Source organism: Fluviicola taffensis DSM 16823 (genome assembly GCF_943372375.1).
GTDB lineage: Bacteria > Bacteroidota > Bacteroidia > Flavobacteriales_D > Crocinitomicaceae > Fluviicola > Fluviicola taffensis_A.
This window is the reverse complement of record NZ_CALRYJ010000008.1, coordinates 87,753-107,938: the sequence shown is the minus strand read 5'-3', so window position 1 is coordinate 107,938 and position 20,186 is coordinate 87,753. Positions and strand designations below refer to the sequence as shown.

The window sequence follows — 20,186 nt, the reverse complement described above, 5'->3', positions numbered from 1 at the left end:
AGCTAAAATTGCTAAAGCGATATAGTCCGGAAATAAATTCAAAAGATACCGGATTTTAAAAGCGAATTCCAAGCACCATCACATCATCGACTTGTTCATTGCCATTTTGCCATGTCAAAAACTCACTTTTCACCAACTCTTTTTGTTCTTCCGTTGGAAGGTGGGAAATGGAAAGCAGAAATTCATAAAATGGTCTGTATTTATATTTTTTATTTAATGATCCGCCAAATTGATCCGGGAAACCGTCGGTGATTAAATACAACATATCTCCGGGTTGAATTTCGAGCGTATAGGTTTTGAAACGCTCTGTTTTCGACGAGTGTCCTACAGGGATTTTATCGTATTCGAAGATCCTGTAGCTTCCGTCACGAATTAGGATAGGAGCGTTATTTGACGCAGCATAGGAAAGCATACTTGTCTTTGGATTATAGCGAATTAAGATTCCATCCATTCCATCTTGTCGCTCCTGCTGAAAAACGCTTTTCAAGAGACTTCGCACTTTTTCAAGAATGTCTCCGGGTTGTTCAATTTTTTCATTCATCAAAGCTTCATTTAAAAAAGAAACGTTCAATAAACTCATAAAAGCTCCGGGAATTCCATGTCCGGTACTATCGCAAACCCCAAGATACAATTCCTTGTTTCGCTCAGCGGCCCAATAAAAATCACCGCTAACAATATCTTTTGGTTGAAAAAAAACAAAAGAGTCTGGCACATAGCTGTTTACCATATCCTTTGAAGGGAAAATATTTTCTTGGATTTGTTGAGCGTACGAAATAGAATCAAAGATGTCTTTGCTCTTTGCAGATAAAGTCTTGTTGGTTTCTGTTAAATTATCAATCAAACCCACAATGGTATTCTGCATGATGCGGAAGCTGGATGCCAACTCACCAATTTCATTAGTTCCGACTAAGGTGATATTGGTATTAAAATTTCCGGCACTTAGTTCCTTCGCATGACGACTCAATTGTTGAATCGGTCTGGCTATTTGTTTGGCAATGACGATTGCTATAAAAGCGGAAGCAAGTAGTACGATTAAATAGGTGATGATCAGGAAATAACGTAACTCTGCAATTTCAGAAAAGGCTTCACTTTGATCCATTTTGGAAACAATTCCCCAGTGTACATTGTTGAGTTTTAATGGAGAATAGGCTCCCAGAATAGTTGCTCCACGATAATCATGTGCTTTAACAACTCCCGTTTTTCCAGCTATTGCCCTTTTGGAAGCCTCTGAATCAATTTTGATAATCTTGACAGATGATTTGCTGTTTTCCAGTTGGTTGAATTCTTTTTTCGGAATAGGATGGTTTTGCGCAATTGTTTTCAATAAACTATCCTTGTCTTCAATAAAAAAACGACTTTGGGAACGCATATACATGTCGGTACCAACTAAGTAAACCTCTCCGGTTTTTCCCATTTCCTGGTTTCCCCAATCTCGGTTAAATGTGAGAATATCATCTAATTCCTCAATTCCAATTTCTGCAACCAGTATTCCAACGTTGATATTGTCTTTAATCATCGGGCAAGCGATGAATGCAGATTGTTCATTATTAGCCGGTGGATAAGATTCAAAATCAACAATAAATGTTTTCGGTTCTTTGAATTCACGAACGGCATCAAATGCTTTTCGAATGCTGGTATTATTGTAGGGAGATTCCTTTACATTTGCCCCAATTTCTGAATGTTGATTGTTGGTGTAGATAATGTAACCCGTTTTTGAATCAACCAGAATGACGTCATGAAAGCCAATTTTATGGGCAATTCGTTGCGTACGGACGCTTAATTCCCCCTTTACATTCCGGTATCTCTTCGTACATGCCAATATAGGAAAATTATCATCCCACAATGAATTTTGAATAATTAAGGCTTCTTTATTGTTTGCTAAGTCTTTGGAAGCCAAATCAAGAGACAAACTTTTGTTTCCATAGTAAGATTTTACTTTTTCAAAGTAAATACTGTCCCGATGCTTTTTGTAATGAACAAATGTTTCCGTATCAAAATTGGGAGATTCAGAGATGTCTTGAAAAGCCTCTTTACATTCAATGAATCCGTTCACGAATGATTTAGAGGAACTCATTAATTCGGTTTGATCTCTTAATTCCTTGAAGTAGGATTCTACTTGCTGCTTTTTCAAGTTCCTGATAACTTCTAATCTGCTATAAGTTTTCCGGGTAATGTTTTGAGAAATCTCACGGTATACAACCAGAGAAACCGCTCCTAGTGATAGGATCAGTGAGATAAGCATCCCAAATAGGAATTTGTGCCAGATCTTTGTTAGACTCATTGAATAGAAGTAAGCTTTCGTCTAAATGTAGATAAATAAACGGAACAAAAAAATGAAAATGAATTTTGGGTTTGATTACAGGTTTGACCGGATATTCTTTTTTTGAATAAATGCTTTGATTTCCTCTAATTGCGCCACGTTCACATCCTTTGCAGAAATTACATTTGCAACCAATTTATTCTGCCAGATCAGGATCAATCCTGCTTTTTTGCGGATGCGAATAATTTCAGCCCATTTGATGGTTGATGCAAATCCTTCCTTTGAAATGGAAATGCCTTTGTCTGAAAAATCATAGGTCGTTTCCTGTCGAATTCTCGGGTTGTTCTGATAATGTCTCTTTGCGTTGTTGTAAATGCTGAATGCGAATAAAGCCAAAAAGACAATGGCCACAAAGACGAGCATATAAGCATCTTTATTTTTGAAGACAATCATGGCAATCAAAGCACCGATGATCAATCCTAAAATAGCCAAAAGCAAGAAGAGGACTTGAAGACGTTTCAGAAGTAAGATTCCGGTGAGTTTCGCGAATTGCGACTGCGTAAGCGTTGTTTTGATAGTCATATTCAAAATTAGTAAAATTCGGAGAGAAGTATAACTATGAAGAAGTACTGAATTCAATTTCTGATTCAATCAGGTGTTTTTTATTTCCCACGGACGTGCACTGAAGAACACAGATGAAAGCCTATTATTGGATATTGGTGTAAAAATTAAAATAATAAATCCTCCGTGTTCATCTGTGTTCCTCCGTGGGAAAAAATTAGGTGATTATTTTAATTTGAGAACCCAGCATTCCACAAACTCTTCGTCCCGCCAGGTTGCCTTCCGTTTTGTTTTGGATGATGCAGCAGCCACCTTTTTAATCGTTTTTTCAACCAACGAAAAGCGCTTCTTGCTTTTCAATTCCAGTTCAATTGGATGAACAAAATTCGAATCCATTAATCCGGCCAAATTTGAAAACAACAGAACCACATTCCCTTCCGGATTCAAATGCTTGTGAGCTTCTTCAAAAAATCGCGGGAACAGCTTGGCATCATAATAAATAGCCAGGTCAATTCCGGAAACTTCTTTTGGAAGCGGAATCCATGGAGGATTGAAAACAATGATATCTGATTTGAGTTTCGTTCCTGCAAACAGATCTCCGAAATACAAGTTGGTTTTTTGTTCCGAATCTTTTTCTGATTCCAAGGTTCCTATCAGTGCATTTGGATTGATATCGGAAGCATGAACTTCCTTAAAATCAAATTGATGGAGTAGTTTACTTAAAAGACCACTTCCAATTCCAACATCAAAAGCGCTTTCTTTCGGTCCACGGTATTTTTTCAGGTAATTCACAAACAAATCAATATGCTCAAACCGGGTGGGGAAGTACGTTCCATAAAACGGATGAAGTGTTTGTTTCAATCCGGGAATGCGGATTCCTTTCTCAAACCATTGCCAGGAACTGTTCAAACCCTGGACATCTGTGAAAGGAAGCAGAAAATCAGCAGTGTCGGCATACAACTTCTTCAACCAACCGATTTCAGGAGCTTTTTTGACCTGCAAGCGATGACCACTAATTTCAATCAATAACAGCTGACTCGCTTTTCGATAAGCATCACGAAGATTTCGTTGATTTTCAAAGCTTTGTTTGTTTTGATTTTTGTAGAGCCGATCCTTTAAAGCGTTTAAAACCAATAATCCACTGCTGAACTGATCTGCAATCAAGACATGATTCCCTTCCAGCAACTCATTTACAGCATATTTCGGATCGATTTCCTTGAAATATTCCAGTACGGGAATGGTTTCCGTAATCGGTTCCGGACGATGAATCGTTAAATCTGTTGCGTTGAGAATTTGTTTTGCTTCCAAAATTAGTGATTAAAAGCCTCCACCGCAGCCCGTACCGAACCGTGTTTCAATAGCAATTCATTCGCTTTTTCCTCTTCCAAACCGGTTGCCTCCATGACCATTTTGGTACCACGATCCACCAGTTTATCATTGGATAATTGCATGTCCACCATGCGGTTTCCTTTTACTCTTCCCAAACGGATCATGATCGCTGTGGAAAGCATGTTCAGAACCAACTTCTGAGCGGTGCCACTTTTCATACGGGTACTTCCGGTAACAAATTCCGGTCCGACAACAGGTGTGATGGCGATATCCGCCAATTGACTCAAAGGGGAATGTGGATTACAGGAAATTCCTCCTGTCAGGATTCCATTTTTTTTTGCGGTTTCCAATGCTCCTAAGACATAAGGAGTTGTTCCTGAAGCGGCAATTCCAACTACAATATCTTTTTCAGTCATGTTGAATGCTTCCAGATCTTTCCAACCTTGTTCCCGGTCGTCTTCCGCGAACTCAACAGCTTTGCGGATTGCAGTATCTCCACCGGCAATGATTCCGATGACCATTCCCTGAGGAACGCCAAAAGTAGGAGGACATTCACTTGCGTCAACAATTCCTAGTCTGCCGCTGGTTCCTGCTCCCATGTAAAACAAACGACCGCCAGCTTGCATGCGTTCCACACAAGCGTCCACCAATTTTTCTATCTGTGGAATTTCCTTTTCAACTGCTAAAGGAACGGTATGATCTTCTTCATTGATTCCAATCAACAAGTTTCTAGTCGATTGAGTATCTAGATCGTGATGATTGCTTTCGGATTCTGTTATACGCTTCATAATGAATGCAAAATTTACACTTCGACTACGCTCGGTGTCCTTTTAAAAAGGTGGCTGAGCGTAGTCGAAGCCCCTTTTATACCAAGAACGCTTCCAGTGACCCATTAGACGGCATCACTTCCACGCGTTCACCCAAAGTGGTTGTCAAAGTCATTCCGACGAAATCACATTTGATAGGATATCTGCGGTGCATCCGGTCGACCAGGGCAACGGTTTTCACACTGCGAACGGGTTGCTCGAGGATTTTTAATACCCCATATTGCATCGTCGTTCCGGAATTGATAACATCGTCTACCAAAATCACCCATTTACCATCGAATAAGTTGGGATCGATAGAACAATTGATCTTCGAATCCAATGGATGATCTTTATCCAGATCGATTTTGAAATAAGTAACCTTTTGAGAACTGTTCTTCCGGATGATTTCAGTGATCTGTTGCGCAAAAGTTTCGCCGTTCCCTATGATTCCTCCAATGAATAATTCAGGAATACCATAGGTGTTTTCTAAAATTTCATGCGCCAAACGCATAATTTTTTGCTCAATCTGATGCTGATTTAAAACCAATTTCATGGAAACTCTAATTTAATGTAAAGGTACTTTTTTCGAGCCACAAATAAACACTTTTCCTAAAACAAAATAGAGATGAATTGGATAGCCAAATCCCTGGAAAATCGAAAAAAACTTCCCGCAGATGCACAGATTATTAAGGCGCTTACCAGCCGCCTTTTCTATGGAAAGTAACAAGGCGAGTGCGGTAACCGAGCAAAAAATCAGTGCATTTGTGGTAAAAGAATGGAAATGGGTATCACTTGCTGTAAATGACAATTTGGAGACAAGGCTTTATGTTAACTGGAAAAATTATCTTTGATATAAAGTAACCGAAATGAGGAAACTACTTGATTTTTTTGATAGACGAAAGTATGAAGTTCTGCTTGCGGCCTTACTTCAGCATTTGTTTATTGGGGTTTTTATCAGTGACCACGCTAATTACCGGGATATCATCTGGCCTATCAATATGTTTCTGTTAGGACTGGCGTGTACCGGAATTTTCATGGGAAAAAATAAGTGGAAAGGATGGGTCAAAAACGTGTTGTTCATCGTGGTGGTGCTTCTTCCGATAGGAATTTCCTTTGTTGAAGATGTGAAACTCTATTTTGACATCCTGAATGTGATTTATGTCCTGTTCTTCTGTTTTATTTTCTACGAAGTAGTCCAATTCCTGATAAAACCCAGTTATATTGATAGTGATGTAATCTCAGCTGCAGCTTGTGGTTACTTTTTGCTCATTGAAATCAGTGTTTTCCTGCTTCAATTTATGATTTACAACAATCCGAATTCGTTTCACGGGATAGACATGCACGACAATGCTTCCGTTTATATGGATCTGGTCTATTTCAGTTCTGTTTCCATGACAAGTATCGGTTTTGGGGACATTGTTCCAACAGCACACAACACGAAATTGGTTGCTTCCATCTTAGGGATTTCAGGGCATTTTTATACCGTTGTCCTGGTTGGAATCATCATTAGTAAATTTACCTCACGAAAATAGTCGCGCATGCATTCAGGAAAATCATACCACATCGGAGAATTCATTATTTGGACAAGAAGAAACATCTTTTTACTGTTCCTTATCGGTGCGGTTCCGGTGGTTTTGTTCGATGTGTTCAATATTTACTGGATTGCAATTCCATGGACTGTTGTGGCGCTTCTGGGAACAGCAACAGCATTCATTGTCGGGTTTAAGAATACACAAGCTTACAACCGCACCTGGGAAGCCCGTCAGATCTGGGGAGCCATTGTGAATAGTAGTCGTTCGTGGGGAGCAATGAGCAAAAACATGGTGACGGATGATGCGAAAAGCAAGGAACTGATTTACCGTCATTTTGCCTGGCTCACAGCGCTGCGTTATCAGATGCGTGATTCGCGAATTTGGGAAACGGCTTCTAAATCATACAATAAGGAATACCGGAAATACTACAGGATCCCGGAAAAGGAAACCACCTTGGAATCGGAATTGGCTAAATACCTGGATCAGGAAGAAATTGAAGCGCTTCTGAAAAATAAGAACCGGGCAACTCAATTGTTGGCAAAACAGTCAAAATTACTCCGTGAATTACTGGATTCCGGGCAATTGGATACCTTCCAATACATCGAAATGCAAAAGGTCCTGAATGAATTTTTTGATCACCAAGGAAAAAGCGAACGCATTAAGAATTTTCCGTATCCGCGTCAGTTTGCAACGATCAACACCTTCTTTATCCGCTTGTTTTGCTTCTTATTGCCCTTCGGAATGCTGTTTGAATTTTCAAAAATGAACGATTACGTGGAAGGTCCAATGAAAGGTCACATGGTTTGGCTGGTATTGCCATTCAGCGTATTGATCTCATGGGTTTTTACTTCGTTGGAACAAGTAGGGGAAAGTGCCGAAAATCCCTTTGAAGGAAGTGCCAACGATGTTCCGATCTCGCAGATCAGTCGTACGATTGAGATTGACCTGCGTGAAATGCTGGGTGAAACCGATTTGCCCGAGCCATTGACTCCGATGAATAATATTGTGTTGTAGGAATATGGGAATCGTTCGTAAACTTTCAATCCGATTGCTATTATTCCAAGTTCTTGCGATTCATCTTTTTGGGATTGCATTCTTCCGTTTTTATCATTTCCTGAATGCAGATCTGTTCGAATGCATATTGGCAAATTATGGGGAATCAGTTTCGCCTTGTGCGAAGTACTTTGCGAATAGAACCGTTGGTGAGATAATAACTGCTCCGATTTATTACATGCTCTACGGGTTGTTGTTTGGGATTATTCTCGTATCAATTGTTAATGCAATAAGGAAAAAAGCGGTTTTGAATACGGTATTGGTTGCGGCTCTGTTTATTGTTTTATTTCTGATTGGGGCTTTCTCAAACAGATATTTGGACTCATGGATCTATTCACTTGGAAGACTTTTCTCCAAAAAGATTGGAATATCAAATTTTATAGCATCTTTGATTACATTTTCTACAGCACTCCTGCTGGTTTGGGTAAGTGTTAATAATAAACTGCTTTCAAAAACAGAAACCGATCATGTTTAGAACTAACAGACATCGCTATTTACTATTTATTTCAATAACGCTGTCCATTGGGCTTTTCTGTTCCTGTAATCAAAAACCGAAACTTTATTTTCATTATTCAGACGGAACACTGATCAAAGATTCTACGGTGATTCAATTTTTAATGAAGGAATTACCTGTTCAGGTCCCGGAATACGACAGTACCCTGAGCCTCGAAGTTCAAACTTGTTTGGATCAAAAAATCGAAGCGAAACTGAATAGCTATTTTCAAAAAGGCTCTATGGGAAAAGTCAGCACCATGCTGATACTGGAAAATAAAACAGGAAATGTGGTTTATTGCCGGAACTCGGAAGTGCTTTCGATTTACAGCCAGCGACTCCAAATGATGAAAATGTACGGAATACTCTTGTCTTTTGAAAAAGGAGTGAAATTGACGGATACCTTTTCATGGACGGGAAAATACAGTAAGAAAAAATACGATAGTACAGTTTCAAGACTCTACAGGATGTCACCTCCTTCATTGGATTACAAATACCCTTTCGATAATTATTCCTGTAGCCAATGGAAATCCTTTCTCCAGAAACTGGATGTGTCCGAAAATGAAAGAGATTGTGCGGATGGGGAGATATACCCGAGATATTATTTCAGAACTTCTTTGTTTGACTTAGTAAAAACAGGCGTTTTGATCAATCGAAACGGGGCTGTAAGTGCGAATAACTTATTTGGGAATGTAACCGATTCCGATGGGGAAATCTTGCATGCAACTGCTTTTGTGAAAGGGAGCCTATTGAAAACAGAAACTTGCTTAAGCGCTAAAAAAATCCTGAAACGTGATCCGTTTGATGTGATCGAATTTAACTACCCGATTTTTCTCTATACGCAAAAAGAGATGAGAAATGGAATGATTCTTTCAACAAAAAAATACACGATCGGATTTTTATCCGCTTCAAAATCAGGAAACAACGGTTTTGTTACCAAAGAAATCTATTCATTGGCGTCACTTTTTTGAAACCGCTTACACTAACACATTAAAGATACTCCATGAAAAAAATCCTTCTTCTCACTTCGCTTTGCCTGCTTATTCAAACTGCATTTTCCCAAGCGGAGATCAACTTCCAATTCAAAATCAGTAAACCTTATTGTATTTTCAATTTCCTGGAAGCAGCGAACGGGTCGAACCATGCTTCTTCTACTTTACGCCAATTCATTGCTGAAAAAACGAAGGGTGAAACAAAGTTCTTGAATCTGGTAAGTGATTTTGGTCAAATCCGATTAGATTATCAATTCAGAAGGGAAGAACTTCCCGACAATCGCCGTCAGACACGCACGACCTATGATTTCATTGACATTGCTTTGGTGAATTCATCCACGATTCCGGAATTTCGGGATCGGATCATTGGTGTTTTACCCAATAGTGAATTGCAAAGGTTGATTCAGGTCATGAAGGATGCGGAAGTTTATTATGACACATGGATCTGGAATGAGAATGAAGCAAAACTGATCAATCAGCGGGTTGCTTTGGAGAAATACACGACACAATGTTCTGAGTCATTCACCAAGATCAACCGTTTTTACAATTCCTGTTGGATCAAAGAAGTTCCCTTCGTAGTGGCGCTTTATCCGATTCCGGGGAAAAGTGGCAACAGTACGGCAACTCCGCATGCGAACAGTTTGTGTGTGGGAGTATTGACGGATGAAACGGATCATGTGGGAAGAATTGGGGTTGTACTGCATGAAATGTGTCATGTATTGTATGATGAGCAGCCAAGTGAATTTCAGCATAAGCTTGAAAGCTATTTCGCAGAAAACAAATCAGCTTACAGTCAGTTTGCTTACAACTTCTTTGACGAAGGATTGGCAACAGCTCTGGGAAATGGTTGGGCTTATAAATCCCTGAGTGGTGAATTGGATCAGAACCCGTGGTACGACAATGAATACATCAACGGTTTTGGAAAAGCATTGTATCCTTTGGTCGAAGAGTACATTTCGAAGGAGAAGTCAATCGATCAGGAGTTTGTGAATAAGGCAATCGATTTGTTTGCAGCGGCATTTCCGAATTCAATTACGGATTATGGAATTTTGTTGAATCGTGTTTCGATTTACAATGATGCAGACTCGGGACCGGCAATTGATGAAGTAATGAATTTGATCGGTTCTTATTTCCAGATGACCAGTTCCAATTTCTCCTCTCCGATTTTAGATCCTACAGCCTTGGAATACCTGAAGACAGGAAGTCAAACGCAGTTGGTAGTCATTGACAGCAATCACGTGGCCAATATCAAAGAAATGAAAAAGCTCTTCCCGGAACTTTCAAAAGTGAAGTTGGTTCCAAACAAGATTTACAGTTTCTTCGATTCCAAAAAACGACCGGTTATCATACTATATGCATCGGACAAAGCCAATTTGGAACTGCTGGTAAAAGAAATGTTCACCAAAAAGTATTTCGACCAAACGAAGATTGTTCAGAATTAAAGCACGCTTTTTTATTTTAACCGCGGAGGACGCGGAGGCGCAAAGAGAATTCAGACAACTTTGCGTTCTTGCACTCTTTGCGGTAAAAAAAATCTAAAAATCTTCTTTATCCAACTGTTTACTTTCAGCTTCTCCGCTTTTCTTGTTAATGTATCGCTGAACAATATCACTATTGGTCATGACTAAGAAACCTACGATTGCTTGAGCAGAATAAATGATCAGGTTAAGTGTTCTTGGACTTTGACTAAACGTTAAATCTCCAATGATAAATAGATAAACGTTCTCCACCAAATGAGGAATCGCTTTTATAAATACGATCCCGCCAATAAGGATAATGACAATTCGCAATAATTTACCGTAGGGTACGGTTAGATCAATACGTGTTTGTTCAAATCCTTTTTCGAGTCTTAAGGAATCAATGGTCCATTGTGATTTTAAAATCAGAAATTGAAGGATCAGTGCGTAGAAAGCAACAGCAAGAATAAAGTAAGCTACTTCAACCAGAGCAATTGATCTTGAAAATGGATTTGCCAGTGCATCAATAAGCGTGTAAATCATAGCGGGTAAAGAAAGAAGCCCTTGGATAAACAACCAGATCCCGATCGTTTTAAGAATTAGATGCCAAAAAGTGCGGATAGTCATGATTTAGAGTTTTATAGGATTAAGTACTGTTTTTCTTCTGCCGAAATTCACTAAAATTCAGCAATAATCCAAACAGCATTTCAGCGCAATAAGTCGATAAGTACAATTTTATTACCGCTAAGAAGCAAAGCGCGCAAAGATGAAAAACGGTTTCAAAAATTATTCTTAAATTAAAATAAAGAAATACCACTATTAAAATGACTGAAAACGAATTATCCTCAATTATAATAGGTGCAGCAATCGAAGTGCACAATTCATTAGGGCCGGGATTACTTGAAAGTGTTTATGAAACCTGTTTGTATTATGAATTAAAAGAGATAGGATTGAAAGTTGAAAGACAGCTTGATTTACCTGTAATTTATAAAAACATCCGATTGGATACTGGATTTAGATTGGATTTATTGATTCAAGATAAAGTAGTTATCGAAGTTAAAGCTGTAAAAGAACTTTCAGATATTCATTTAGCACAAACTTTGACATATCTAAAACTTACTGATACTAAATTAGGTTTACTAATTAATTTTAATGAAACTCGATTAAAACATGGAATTAAGAGAATCGTCAATAACTTATAGTATTTAAACCTTTGCGCTCTTTGCTTCTTTGCGTTTTTTATAATAGTATCCTTGCGTTTTGTAGTATAAGTCTGTTAATAACTCCGTAAAAAACAAAATCGGTTTTGTACGAGTCTGGATTAATTTCCATAAATTTGCGCTCAATTTGTAGTATAGGTAGAGCCATTTACCATGTTGCAAAGATTAATTACAAATTGAACTCTTAAAAAGCGCATAATGCCAAAAAACAATTCCATTAAGTCCGTACTAATCATCGGTTCAGGTCCCATCGTAATTGGTCAAGCATGTGAATTCGATTACGCAGGTTCTCAAGCCGCTCGTTCGCTTCGCGAAGAAGGTATTGAAGTAACACTGATCAATTCGAATCCGGCTACAATCATGACGGATAAGGTCGTTGCAGATAACATTTACCTTCAACCTCTTGAACCGGAAAGCATCATCGAAATTTTGAAAAATCATAAGATCGATGCGGTTTTACCTACTATGGGAGGACAAACGGCCCTGAATCTTGCAATCAAATGCGATGAAATGGGAATTTGGGAAGAATATGGTGTGGATATCATTGGTGTGGATATTGCCGCAATTGAAATTACCGAAAATAGAGAAGCATTCCGCATGTTGATGCAAGAAATTGGTGTTCCAATGGCTCCGCAAGCAACTGCAAAATCGTTCCTGGAAGGGAAGGAGATCGCACAGGAATTCGGATTCCCGCTTTGTATCCGTCCTTCTTATACATTGGGAGGTTCCGGAGCATCCATCGTGTATGATCCGAAAGAATTTGACGGATTATTGGAACGTGGACTACAATTGTCCCCGATTCACGAAGTAATGATCGACAAAGCTTTGCTTGGCTGGAAAGAATACGAATTGGAGTTGTTGCGTGATTCGAATGATAACGTAGTAATCATCTGTTCGATTGAGAATTTCGACCCGATGGGAATCCATACAGGAGACTCCATCACAGTTGCTCCGGCAATGACACTTTCCGATACGACCTTCCAAAGAATGCGCGATATGGCCATCTTAATGATGCGTTCAATCGGAAATTTCGCTGGAGGATGTAACGTACAGTTCGCTGTTTCGCCGGATGTGAATGAAGATATTATTGCAATTGAGATCAATCCACGTGTATCCCGTTCGTCTGCCTTGGCATCGAAAGCGACAGGTTACCCGATCGCGAAAATTGCTTCGAAATTGGCAATCGGTTACCACTTAAATGAATTGAGTAATCAGATTACAAAAACAACTTCCGCTTTGTTCGAGCCGACTTTGGATTATGTGATCGTGAAAATACCACGTTGGAATTTCAATAAATTTCCAGGAACAGACCGCAGACTAGGACTTCAGATGAAATCCGTTGGAGAGGTGATGGGAATTGGACGTTCATTCCAGGAAGCATTGCAAAAAGCATGTCAGTCACTGGAAATCGACAGAAACGGTTTGGGTGCAGACGGAAAAGAATTGACAAACCAGGACGCGATCTTACATTCTTTGGAGAATCCGAGCTGGAACCGTTTGTTCCATGTCTACGATGCCATCAAATTGGGAATTCCGTTCAAAACGATTTTTGAAAAGACAAAAATAGATACCTGGTTCCTGAAACAGATCGAGGACCTGATCAAATTGGAGCGTCGCATCGAAAAATTCCATTTGGGGAATATGCCGAAGGAATTGATGTTCGAAGCGAAACAAAAAGGATATGCCGATCGTCAGATTGCGCATTTATTGCGTTGTTTGGAATCGGAAGTGCACAACAAGCGTTCGGAAATGGGAATCAAACGCGTATTTAAATTGGTAGACACTTGTGCTGCTGAATTTGATGCGAAAACTCCTTATTACTATTCCACATTCGAATTCGAGAACGAAAGTATCGTAAGCGATAAGAAAAAGGTGGTTGTTTTGGGTTCAGGACCGAATCGCATCGGTCAGGGAATCGAATTTGATTATTCTTGTGTTCATGGTGTGCTTGCGGCTAAGGAATGCGGTTACGAGACCATCATGATCAACTGTAACCCGGAAACGGTTTCTACGGATTTCGATACAGCGGATAAGTTGTATTTCGAACCTGTTTTCTGGGAGCATATTTACGATATCATTCAGCACGAAAAACCGGAAGGTGTAATCGTTCAATTGGGTGGACAGACAGCATTGAAGCTAGCAGGAAAATTGGAGCGCTTCGGGATCAAGATCCTGGGAACAAGCTTTGATGCACTGGATTTGGCTGAAGACCGCGGTCGTTTCTCCAAACTATTGGAGAAAAACAATATCCCTTTCCCGAAATATGGAATTGTGGAAAGTGCTGAGCAGGCAATTGAGTTATCCAAAGATCTTGGATTTCCATTATTGGTTCGTCCTTCTTATGTATTGGGTGGTCAAAAAATGAAAATTGTCATCAACAAAGAAGAATTGGAACACCACGTTGTGGATATCATCAACGAAATGGGAAGCAATCAGATCTTGTTGGATCACTTCCTGGGCGGAGCAATTGAAGCGGAAGCAGATGCCATTTGCGACGGAGAAGATGTGTACATCATTGGTGTAATGCAACATATCGAGCCGGCAGGGATTCACTCAGGTGACTCGTATGCAGTTCTTCCTCCATACAACTTGGGAGATTTTGTGATGCAGCAGATCGAAGACATCACCAAAAAAATTGCGGTTGAATTGAGAACAGTTGGATTGATCAATATCCAGTTTGCTATCAAAGACGACAAAGTCTATGTGATTGAGGCGAATCCTCGTGCATCACGTACAGTTCCATTCATTGCTAAAGCGTATGACGAACCTTATGTGAACTACGCGACGAAAGTGATGTTAGGAGAGAAAAAAGTGAAAGATTTCAATTTCACTCCGAAAAGAGAAGGATATGCGATCAAGATTCCGGTGTTCTCGTATGAGAAATTCCCGGATGTGAAGAAAGAATTAGGACCTGAAATGAAATCTACAGGTGAAGCGATTCGTTTCATCAAGAATTTGAAAGATCCGTTCTTTACGAAGATCTATTCTGAGAGAAACATGCATTTATCTAAATGATGCGATAAAGAATAAGAGTGTTGAAATGGAAGTAGCAAACGTACAAGTCGTCGAGGCAAGCGTATCAGGTTTGTTAAAAACGGTCTTGATGATCTTAGGAGCATTGGTTTTGCTTCGATTCTTAGGTCGTGTGATGATTGCTAAACGGAATTTGGATCAGGAACGGGTTGATTTGGCTCGTGAAAAGGAATTTGTCAAGGAACGAAATGAAAAGTTGAAAAACTTCGGTAAGGTTTCCGTTTCAAAATCCACTCCGAAAGGCGACGTTCAGGATGTCGATTACGAAGAAATAAAATGATTATAAAGGGGCGGATTCGCCCCTTTTTCTTTTCCCGCAGATGCGCAGATAATGAAGGCGTCAGCCACGGCTGATTGCCTTTTTCTATATTTGATTAATCATTGGAATAGAGCGGGACTGGTAAGCCCGCTTTTAATTTGCGCATTTGTGGTAAGTAATTACCCTATGCATCACAGGTCTTGAATCCAATTCAACACATACCCATATTCATCTTCCCGACCTTTCTCTCCAGCAATAAAGTGACGAACTAAATTTCTCACAAGTGTAAAAAAAAGATGTCTTCGCAAATCCATATAATGCACCAACGCTTTAGCGGCGGCACAAGCGTTCTGCGTGAAAATAATTTGAAAAACGATTCTTGCCTAATCCTTTCCGTAAACGTGTACGAATCCATGCTTCACATAACTTGGATCTTTTATTCCATTTGGGTAATAGATATAAAAATAAACTCCATCCGAAGCACCGCTACCATCCCAATCATTTAAATAAGGACTTGCTTCGAACATTCTGTTACCCCAACGATTAATCACAATAATGGTATTTCCTAATTGGGAATAAGCATCATCAATAATGAAGAAATCATTGATTCCGTCACCATTCGGAGTGATGATATTTGGAAGTTCGTCATCGCAATTGACAGCATGTACCATCAAGGTGTCAGAACCGACACAACCATCCGGTGTAACCACATTCAGGATCAGTTCCTGGTCAAATGTGATGGGAATATTCGTATTGTTTCCATAAGTGGTCCAATAATAAGTGTTCGCATCATTCGGGAAATAGAATGTGTATATATCATTGGCGCAGAAAACGGTATCCGGTAAGATATCCAAACTTGGAACAGGTGATAGTGGAACAAAAACAGTATCCAGGTAAACACAACCTAGTTCATCCCAGGTACGCAAATAGAAATTGCCTGAGTTTTGCTGACTCAATGTAAACGATAACGGATTGTTAGTTGAATTCCCAAAAGGAGTGATCCACAATACGCTGTCTGAGGTCGTGTTTGCAACCAGATTTCCACTCGTTCCAGGACAATAATTCGGGAAGTTGATACTTGGTGTGAGATTGTAGGTCGAAGTATTGACAATCACGATTGCAGATTGGGTTTGACAGCCGAATTCATCAACAGCCGTGACCGTGATTGGCGAATAGGTGTTGTTTCCGTAAACGGTCAATTCATCGTCATTAATCGTTCCGAAACTACCAGTCCAAACTACCGAACTCAGATTGTTATTCATCAGGAAAACAAGTTCGGAATCAAAGAAGCAAAGATTCAACGTGTCATCCGAAAGCTGCAATACAGCAGGAGTAATGATCGAAACACTATCGAATTGGACAACGCTGAAACATGCATTCGAAAACTCAACTGAGAATACATTGTTGGCATTCAATGTTGCAAATGGAATCGTGATTGGATTCGCTGTTCCTAAAGAAATCCCATTTGAAAACCACTCCACATTATCAGTCGTATTGACATGAAACACACCATCTTCATTGATGCATAGGTTCGAGTCTCCCAAAATGCTAAGTATTCCCGGAGGGACAGCCAAAGTGACGGAAACCAACGAATAACTCATTCCACAGGTACTATTCGGTATGGTATATGAAATCAGGAAGCTGGTATCTTGTTGCACATTGGTCAGATTTACGGTTGTTCCGGTGAAAAGAGTTGTTGTATCCAATGAATACCAAACGATGGCGCCTGAAGAAGAAGAAAGAGTTACATTGTCACCGGGACAAACTGTTTGGGAGGCAATACTTGGAGGTGCGCTTCCCGGAACATTGGTGATGTTAATGGTGTTTGTTTGGGCAGAACATCCGTACATATTCGTCACCAGAGCTGAATAAGTCCCGCTTGTAATTGTAGCGTATGAATTACCTGTGATATCCCCGTTGGTCCATTCATAACTTGCTCCGGTTGCCGTACCAATGATTGAACCGGTAAATACTGCTGTATCACCGAAACACAAGATGGAATCGCTTACAGAAATGGATGCGGTAAATGAACCATTGATAATTTGGACACTATCCACAACGGTAACACCACATTGGGTGATCTGAACAACATAAATTCCGGGGACATTGGTTGAAATATGATCACTCGTAGAGCCATTACTCCACTGAAAAGTAGCATTCCCTGAATAACTGATTTGAATATCGACCAGTTCATTGGTACAAATGGTTGCACTTGGTAAGACAGATAGGGAAGGAGTCGAGTATTCAAAAACTTCGAATGGAGGAGTTGTCAGAACGCATCCGTCCGCATCTGTTACATTACAGGCATAACTTCCGATTTGGTCCGTGTAGCACTGGGAAGTGGTGGATAAGGTATCTCCATTCGGACCGAACCACATATAAGCGGTAAAGGTATTTGGTACCGACATTAATAAGGAATCGAACGGACAGATCACCGCGTCGCCAGGGGAAGAGGTGATGTCCGGAGCAACTTTCACACTGATATAATGGTTAAACACGATAAATGAACTGCAGCCCGTGAGCGAATCGGTAATAACTCCTGTATAATTGTACCATCCGGGAGCATTGACCTCTATACTGTCCGAACCATTGTTCCAAAGTATATTCGAGCCGGACCATTGGAGACTCGGATGCGGATTGGATGCCACCAAATAGGTCGATTCGTTGGGACAAAGCAAGTTTCCTCCTGAAATGGTCGTTCCCCAGGTCGGATTCGGATTCACCTGGATATAGAATAACCGGGTTGCAGTGTAGATCGTTGTGTCCAATCCACAGAGGTTGTCATATCCTTTGATCACCTTGATAGTAACCGTATGCCAACCACTTGTTGAAGGATTGAAAACGGTTGATGCAGTGTCATAATTTATATGAGTGACTCCGTCGATTATCCAAATGACTGTGTCAATTGGTGGATAAACAGAAGGGTAGAAGTTTGAATTTGGATTGATGATAAGGTCAATACCATGGAATTCAACCGGGATGTTTTGACAGATTTCAATGGAATCACCTGTCGGACAAGTTGTATTCATGGCAATGGAAAGAGAAATACTGTCATGAGGATCTGCGTGGTCATGCGTAAAAGTGAAACTCCCGATATTCAGGCAGTATTGGTTCATGACCTGCACAAAGTATTGATATTCCTGGTTTAATAAATGCGGACCCGGTCCATTGAATGAAACCACATTTCCAATGGTTGTAACGGTGGAACCCGGATCAAGATTCGAATAATTGATGATCGCTCCTTCCGGGTAACAAAAATGATAGTTGTGGTACTGAGGACCTGGCTGATTTACATTTACACCATGATCATCCGTCAATAAAGGAAGATTTGGAATGGGTTCCTGAATCGCATAAATCGAATCGATATCTGTGTAACATTGGTCATCCCTTTGCTCTTGCACCCAATAAGTTCCTGTGGCTGATATGGTATTGATCACATTCTGACTACCGTCATACCAGGTACTGGTATAACTCGGTCCGAAATGTTGGAAAGTCAGGGTTTGATAAAACAAATTCGCGCTCGTACAGAAATGAACCGTATCGCCAATAACAGTTACGTAATGATCTGCTTGCTCTGCGTCAATGTATCCAATTAATGAATCGTTTGTCGCGACTGCATAGTAATTGTAGTTTGCATAATTTCCATTGACCTGGTTGGTCAAAAAGGAATTCCTGCTCTGATCTCCCGCTAAAAAAACATGATACGGTTCCATTCCGTAAAACGGATTGAAGGTGAAGTTATCATTTCCGATAGTTGCTGCTGCAGGCACGAAATTCAGATCTCTGGTATAACTTCCGCAGAGTAAAGGTTTATCCGCTTGTTTAACAGCAACACCTTTTCCTTCATCATCCAGTTTGCTACCGAATTGTTTGATGTACATGCGACCGCCTCCATTGGAAACTTTCAACAGGTAAGGATCCTTGAATCCAACAGAATTGAAGATGTTTTCGGTACTGTCCTGAATCTGGGATAGATCACACTTGAAATACCCCGTCACATAGATGTTGTTGCTCGGATCAATCGAAACAGCTCTTGCCGAAAGTTCATTCGTTGAACCTAAAGTATGCCCCCAGATATATTGTCCTGTATTACTTGTTTTTAGAACGAAGATCTGCTTGTCGTAAGGATTTTGAACAGAATTACTGCCATTCTGATCGTAATAAAGCATGTTTCCTAAAAAATCCCCCACAACAATCGGTTCGTTGCTTTGATTTACTTCAACATCGTAGGGTATGGTATAACCTGCTTTCATTAAATGAAAGAATTGGACTTGTCCGGCCGGATTCAGTTTACACAGGAATCCGACATTCATTCCATTGTTGTTATAGGTATTTGAAGCGAAATTCAACGTGTCGGAAAATTGTCCCGTAAAGAAAATATTGTTTTGTGCATCAACTGCCACAGAAAGCCCACGGTCATCATAATCAGCATAACCGCTTAATGACCAGATAGGTGTTCCGCCTGAATTGTATTTTGAAATGAACAGATCAAAAGAAGGAGCACCTGTTCCCGGATCGTTGGTACTGGTAAATGTATTTGATCCAATTGAAGCAACACCCTGATATTCACCTGTTAAAATGACGTTATTTAAATTGTCGATTGTCAATTTGTAAGCATTTTCAGGTAGATTTCCACCTTCCTTTCTCGCCCAAAGCACATTTCCTGAAGGATCCAGTTTTACGATGAAAATATCTTTGGAGTTTGCTGTTGATACGAGTGTTGTACTTCCGAAGGTCACACTTCCGAAGAATTGCCCGGTTACTACGATGTTTTGATCAGGTCCAACCGCTAAATCAATTGCCCGGTCAGCCGATAATCCTCCGAATTGTTTGATCCAGATAACCGAACCGGTTGAGGAGTATTTGGCAATATATGCATCCGTATTTCCTTGCGTGCCAGAAAAGGAACTGGAAGGACTGAACGATGTTTGTCCCGAAAAATATCCGGCAACATAAGACTCATTCAAATTGTTCAATTCGATATCAGCCGCTTCGTTTGTTGTTTGGCTAAAAGTGCTGGCGCCCCAGGTTTGTCCCCAGGAATTGGAGAGAAACAGTGAACAGCAGATTATACTCACAAGTAGTTTCATCAATGGGTTTGTCAGATACTAGTTCCAAGTTAGAGCTATAATCCGTGCAAACCAAGAATGTCATTGAAAGTTAACAAATCCCTCCATTCTTGTGTAATTGCG

At 40.1% G+C, this 20,186-nt stretch carries 16 protein-coding genes; 9 read left to right on the top strand and 7 right to left on the bottom strand.

From position 1 onward, the window contains the following. Nucleotides 1–55: 55 nt before the first annotated feature. The 5 genes from AAG807_RS12470 to AAG807_RS12450 form a co-directional block, all read right to left on the bottom strand. Entirely contained in the window at nt 56–2,281 is a 2,226-nt protein-coding gene (locus AAG807_RS12470; RefSeq protein WP_341904337.1) for a SpoIIE family protein phosphatase, read from the bottom strand. A 75-nt stretch (nt 2,282–2,356) separates the two neighbouring features. Continuing rightward, complete coding sequence (locus AAG807_RS12465; RefSeq protein WP_341904335.1) at nt 2,357–2,842, bottom strand: YcxB family protein; 486 nt, start codon at nt 2,840–2,842, stop codon at nt 2,357–2,359. A 204-nt stretch (nt 2,843–3,046) separates the two neighbouring features. Further along, nucleotides 3,047–4,129, bottom strand: a complete 1,083-nt coding sequence (locus tag AAG807_RS12460; protein WP_341904332.1) for a methyltransferase — start codon at nt 4,127–4,129, stop codon at nt 3,047–3,049. A 2-nt stretch (nt 4,130–4,131) separates the two neighbouring features. Beyond that, nucleotides 4,132–4,938, bottom strand: coding sequence for an N-acetylmuramic acid 6-phosphate etherase (gene murQ, locus AAG807_RS12455; protein ID WP_341904330.1), 807 nt, complete (start codon nt 4,936–4,938; stop codon nt 4,132–4,134). 76 nt (nt 4,939–5,014) lie between these two features. After that, a complete protein-coding gene (locus AAG807_RS12450) occupies nt 5,015–5,509 on the bottom strand; it encodes a phosphoribosyltransferase family protein (protein WP_341904327.1) in 495 nt (164 codons plus the stop codon). 121 nt (nt 5,510–5,630) lie between these two features. Between AAG807_RS12450 and AAG807_RS12445 the strand changes: the two genes are divergently transcribed. Genes AAG807_RS12445 through AAG807_RS12420 form a run of 6 tightly spaced genes read left to right on the top strand, consistent with a single transcriptional unit; the run spans nt 5,631 to nt 10,467 of the window. Further along, nucleotides 5,631–5,807, top strand: a complete 177-nt coding sequence (locus tag AAG807_RS12445) for a hypothetical protein (protein ID WP_341904324.1) — start codon at nt 5,631–5,633, stop codon at nt 5,805–5,807. A gap of 15 nt (nt 5,808–5,822) precedes the next feature. Further along, nucleotides 5,823–6,488, top strand: coding sequence for a potassium channel family protein (locus tag AAG807_RS12440; RefSeq protein WP_341904321.1), 666 nt, complete (start codon nt 5,823–5,825; stop codon nt 6,486–6,488). A 6-nt stretch (nt 6,489–6,494) separates the two neighbouring features. Then, the gene (locus AAG807_RS12435; protein ID WP_341904318.1) at nt 6,495–7,502 is read left to right on the top strand and encodes a bestrophin family ion channel; all 1,008 of its coding nucleotides are present in this window, start codon (nt 6,495–6,497) and stop codon (nt 7,500–7,502) included. A 4-nt stretch (nt 7,503–7,506) separates the two neighbouring features. Then, the gene (locus AAG807_RS12430) at nt 7,507–8,016 is read left to right on the top strand and encodes a hypothetical protein (protein WP_341904315.1); all 510 of its coding nucleotides are present in this window, start codon (nt 7,507–7,509) and stop codon (nt 8,014–8,016) included. Then, the gene (locus AAG807_RS12425) at nt 8,009–9,004 is read left to right on the top strand and encodes a hypothetical protein (RefSeq protein WP_341904313.1); all 996 of its coding nucleotides are present in this window, start codon (nt 8,009–8,011) and stop codon (nt 9,002–9,004) included. Before AAG807_RS12430 ends, AAG807_RS12425 begins: the two co-directional genes overlap by 8 nt. A 32-nt stretch (nt 9,005–9,036) precedes the next feature. Then, complete coding sequence (locus tag AAG807_RS12420; protein WP_341904310.1) at nt 9,037–10,467, top strand: hypothetical protein; 1,431 nt, start codon at nt 9,037–9,039, stop codon at nt 10,465–10,467. Nucleotides 10,468–10,560: 93 nt separating this feature from the next. On the opposite strand, the gene AAG807_RS12415 is transcribed toward AAG807_RS12420, so the two are convergent. After that, nucleotides 10,561–11,109 carry a hypothetical protein gene (locus tag AAG807_RS12415; RefSeq protein WP_341904308.1) on the bottom strand — a complete coding sequence of 183 codons (549 nt, stop codon included), beginning with the start codon at nt 11,107–11,109 and terminating at the stop codon, nt 10,561–10,563. A 197-nt stretch (nt 11,110–11,306) separates the two neighbouring features. Here AAG807_RS12415 and AAG807_RS12410 point away from each other — a divergent pair, with 197 nt between their 5' ends. The 3 genes from AAG807_RS12410 (at nt 11,307) to AAG807_RS12400 (ending at nt 15,015) form a co-directional block, all read left to right on the top strand. Next, entirely contained in the window at nt 11,307–11,684 is a 378-nt protein-coding gene (locus tag AAG807_RS12410) for a GxxExxY protein (protein WP_341904305.1), read from the top strand. Between the two features lie 216 nt (nt 11,685–11,900). Further along, entirely contained in the window at nt 11,901–14,717 is a 2,817-nt protein-coding gene (gene carB / locus AAG807_RS12405) for a carbamoyl-phosphate synthase large subunit (RefSeq protein ID WP_341904303.1), read from the top strand. A gap of 25 nt (nt 14,718–14,742) precedes the next feature. After that, the gene (locus AAG807_RS12400) at nt 14,743–15,015 is read left to right on the top strand and encodes a hypothetical protein (RefSeq protein WP_341904301.1); all 273 of its coding nucleotides are present in this window, start codon (nt 14,743–14,745) and stop codon (nt 15,013–15,015) included. Nucleotides 15,016–15,377: 362 nt separating this feature from the next. Here AAG807_RS12400 and AAG807_RS12395 read toward each other — a convergent pair whose 3' ends face one another. Then, nucleotides 15,378–20,084: a gliding motility-associated C-terminal domain-containing protein gene (locus tag AAG807_RS12395; protein ID WP_341904299.1), complete on the bottom strand. Its 4,707-nt coding sequence runs from the start codon at nt 20,082–20,084 to the stop codon at nt 15,378–15,380. Nucleotides 20,085–20,186: the final 102 nt, after the last annotated feature.

Coding starts and splice junctions, on each gene's coding strand:
- AAG807_RS12400 (WP_341904301.1), top strand. CDS start 14,743: ATGGAAGTAGCAAACGTACAAGTCGTCGAGGCAAGCGTATCAGGTTTG.
- AAG807_RS12430 (WP_341904315.1), top strand. CDS start 7,507: ATGGGAATCGTTCGTAAACTTTCAATCCGATTGCTATTATTCCAAGTT.
- AAG807_RS12450 (WP_341904327.1), bottom strand. CDS start 5,509: ATGAAATTGGTTTTAAATCAGCATCAGATTGAGCAAAAAATTATGCGT.
- AAG807_RS12420 (WP_341904310.1), top strand. CDS start 9,037: ATGAAAAAAATCCTTCTTCTCACTTCGCTTTGCCTGCTTATTCAAACT.
- murQ (WP_341904330.1), bottom strand. CDS start 4,938: ATGAAGCGTATAACAGAATCCGAAAGCAATCATCACGATCTAGATACT.
- AAG807_RS12425 (WP_341904313.1), top strand. CDS start 8,009: ATGTTTAGAACTAACAGACATCGCTATTTACTATTTATTTCAATAACG.
- AAG807_RS12435 (WP_341904318.1), top strand. CDS start 6,495: ATGCATTCAGGAAAATCATACCACATCGGAGAATTCATTATTTGGACA.
- carB (WP_341904303.1), top strand. CDS start 11,901: ATGCCAAAAAACAATTCCATTAAGTCCGTACTAATCATCGGTTCAGGT.
- AAG807_RS12395 (WP_341904299.1), bottom strand. CDS start 20,084: ATGAAACTACTTGTGAGTATAATCTGCTGTTCACTGTTTCTCTCCAAT.
- AAG807_RS12440 (WP_341904321.1), top strand. CDS start 5,823: ATGAGGAAACTACTTGATTTTTTTGATAGACGAAAGTATGAAGTTCTG.
- AAG807_RS12445 (WP_341904324.1), top strand. CDS start 5,631: ATGCACAGATTATTAAGGCGCTTACCAGCCGCCTTTTCTATGGAAAGT.
- AAG807_RS12465 (WP_341904335.1), bottom strand. CDS start 2,842: ATGACTATCAAAACAACGCTTACGCAGTCGCAATTCGCGAAACTCACC.
- AAG807_RS12470 (WP_341904337.1), bottom strand. CDS start 2,281: ATGAGTCTAACAAAGATCTGGCACAAATTCCTATTTGGGATGCTTATC.
- AAG807_RS12410 (WP_341904305.1), top strand. CDS start 11,307: ATGACTGAAAACGAATTATCCTCAATTATAATAGGTGCAGCAATCGAA.
- AAG807_RS12415 (WP_341904308.1), bottom strand. CDS start 11,109: ATGACTATCCGCACTTTTTGGCATCTAATTCTTAAAACGATCGGGATC.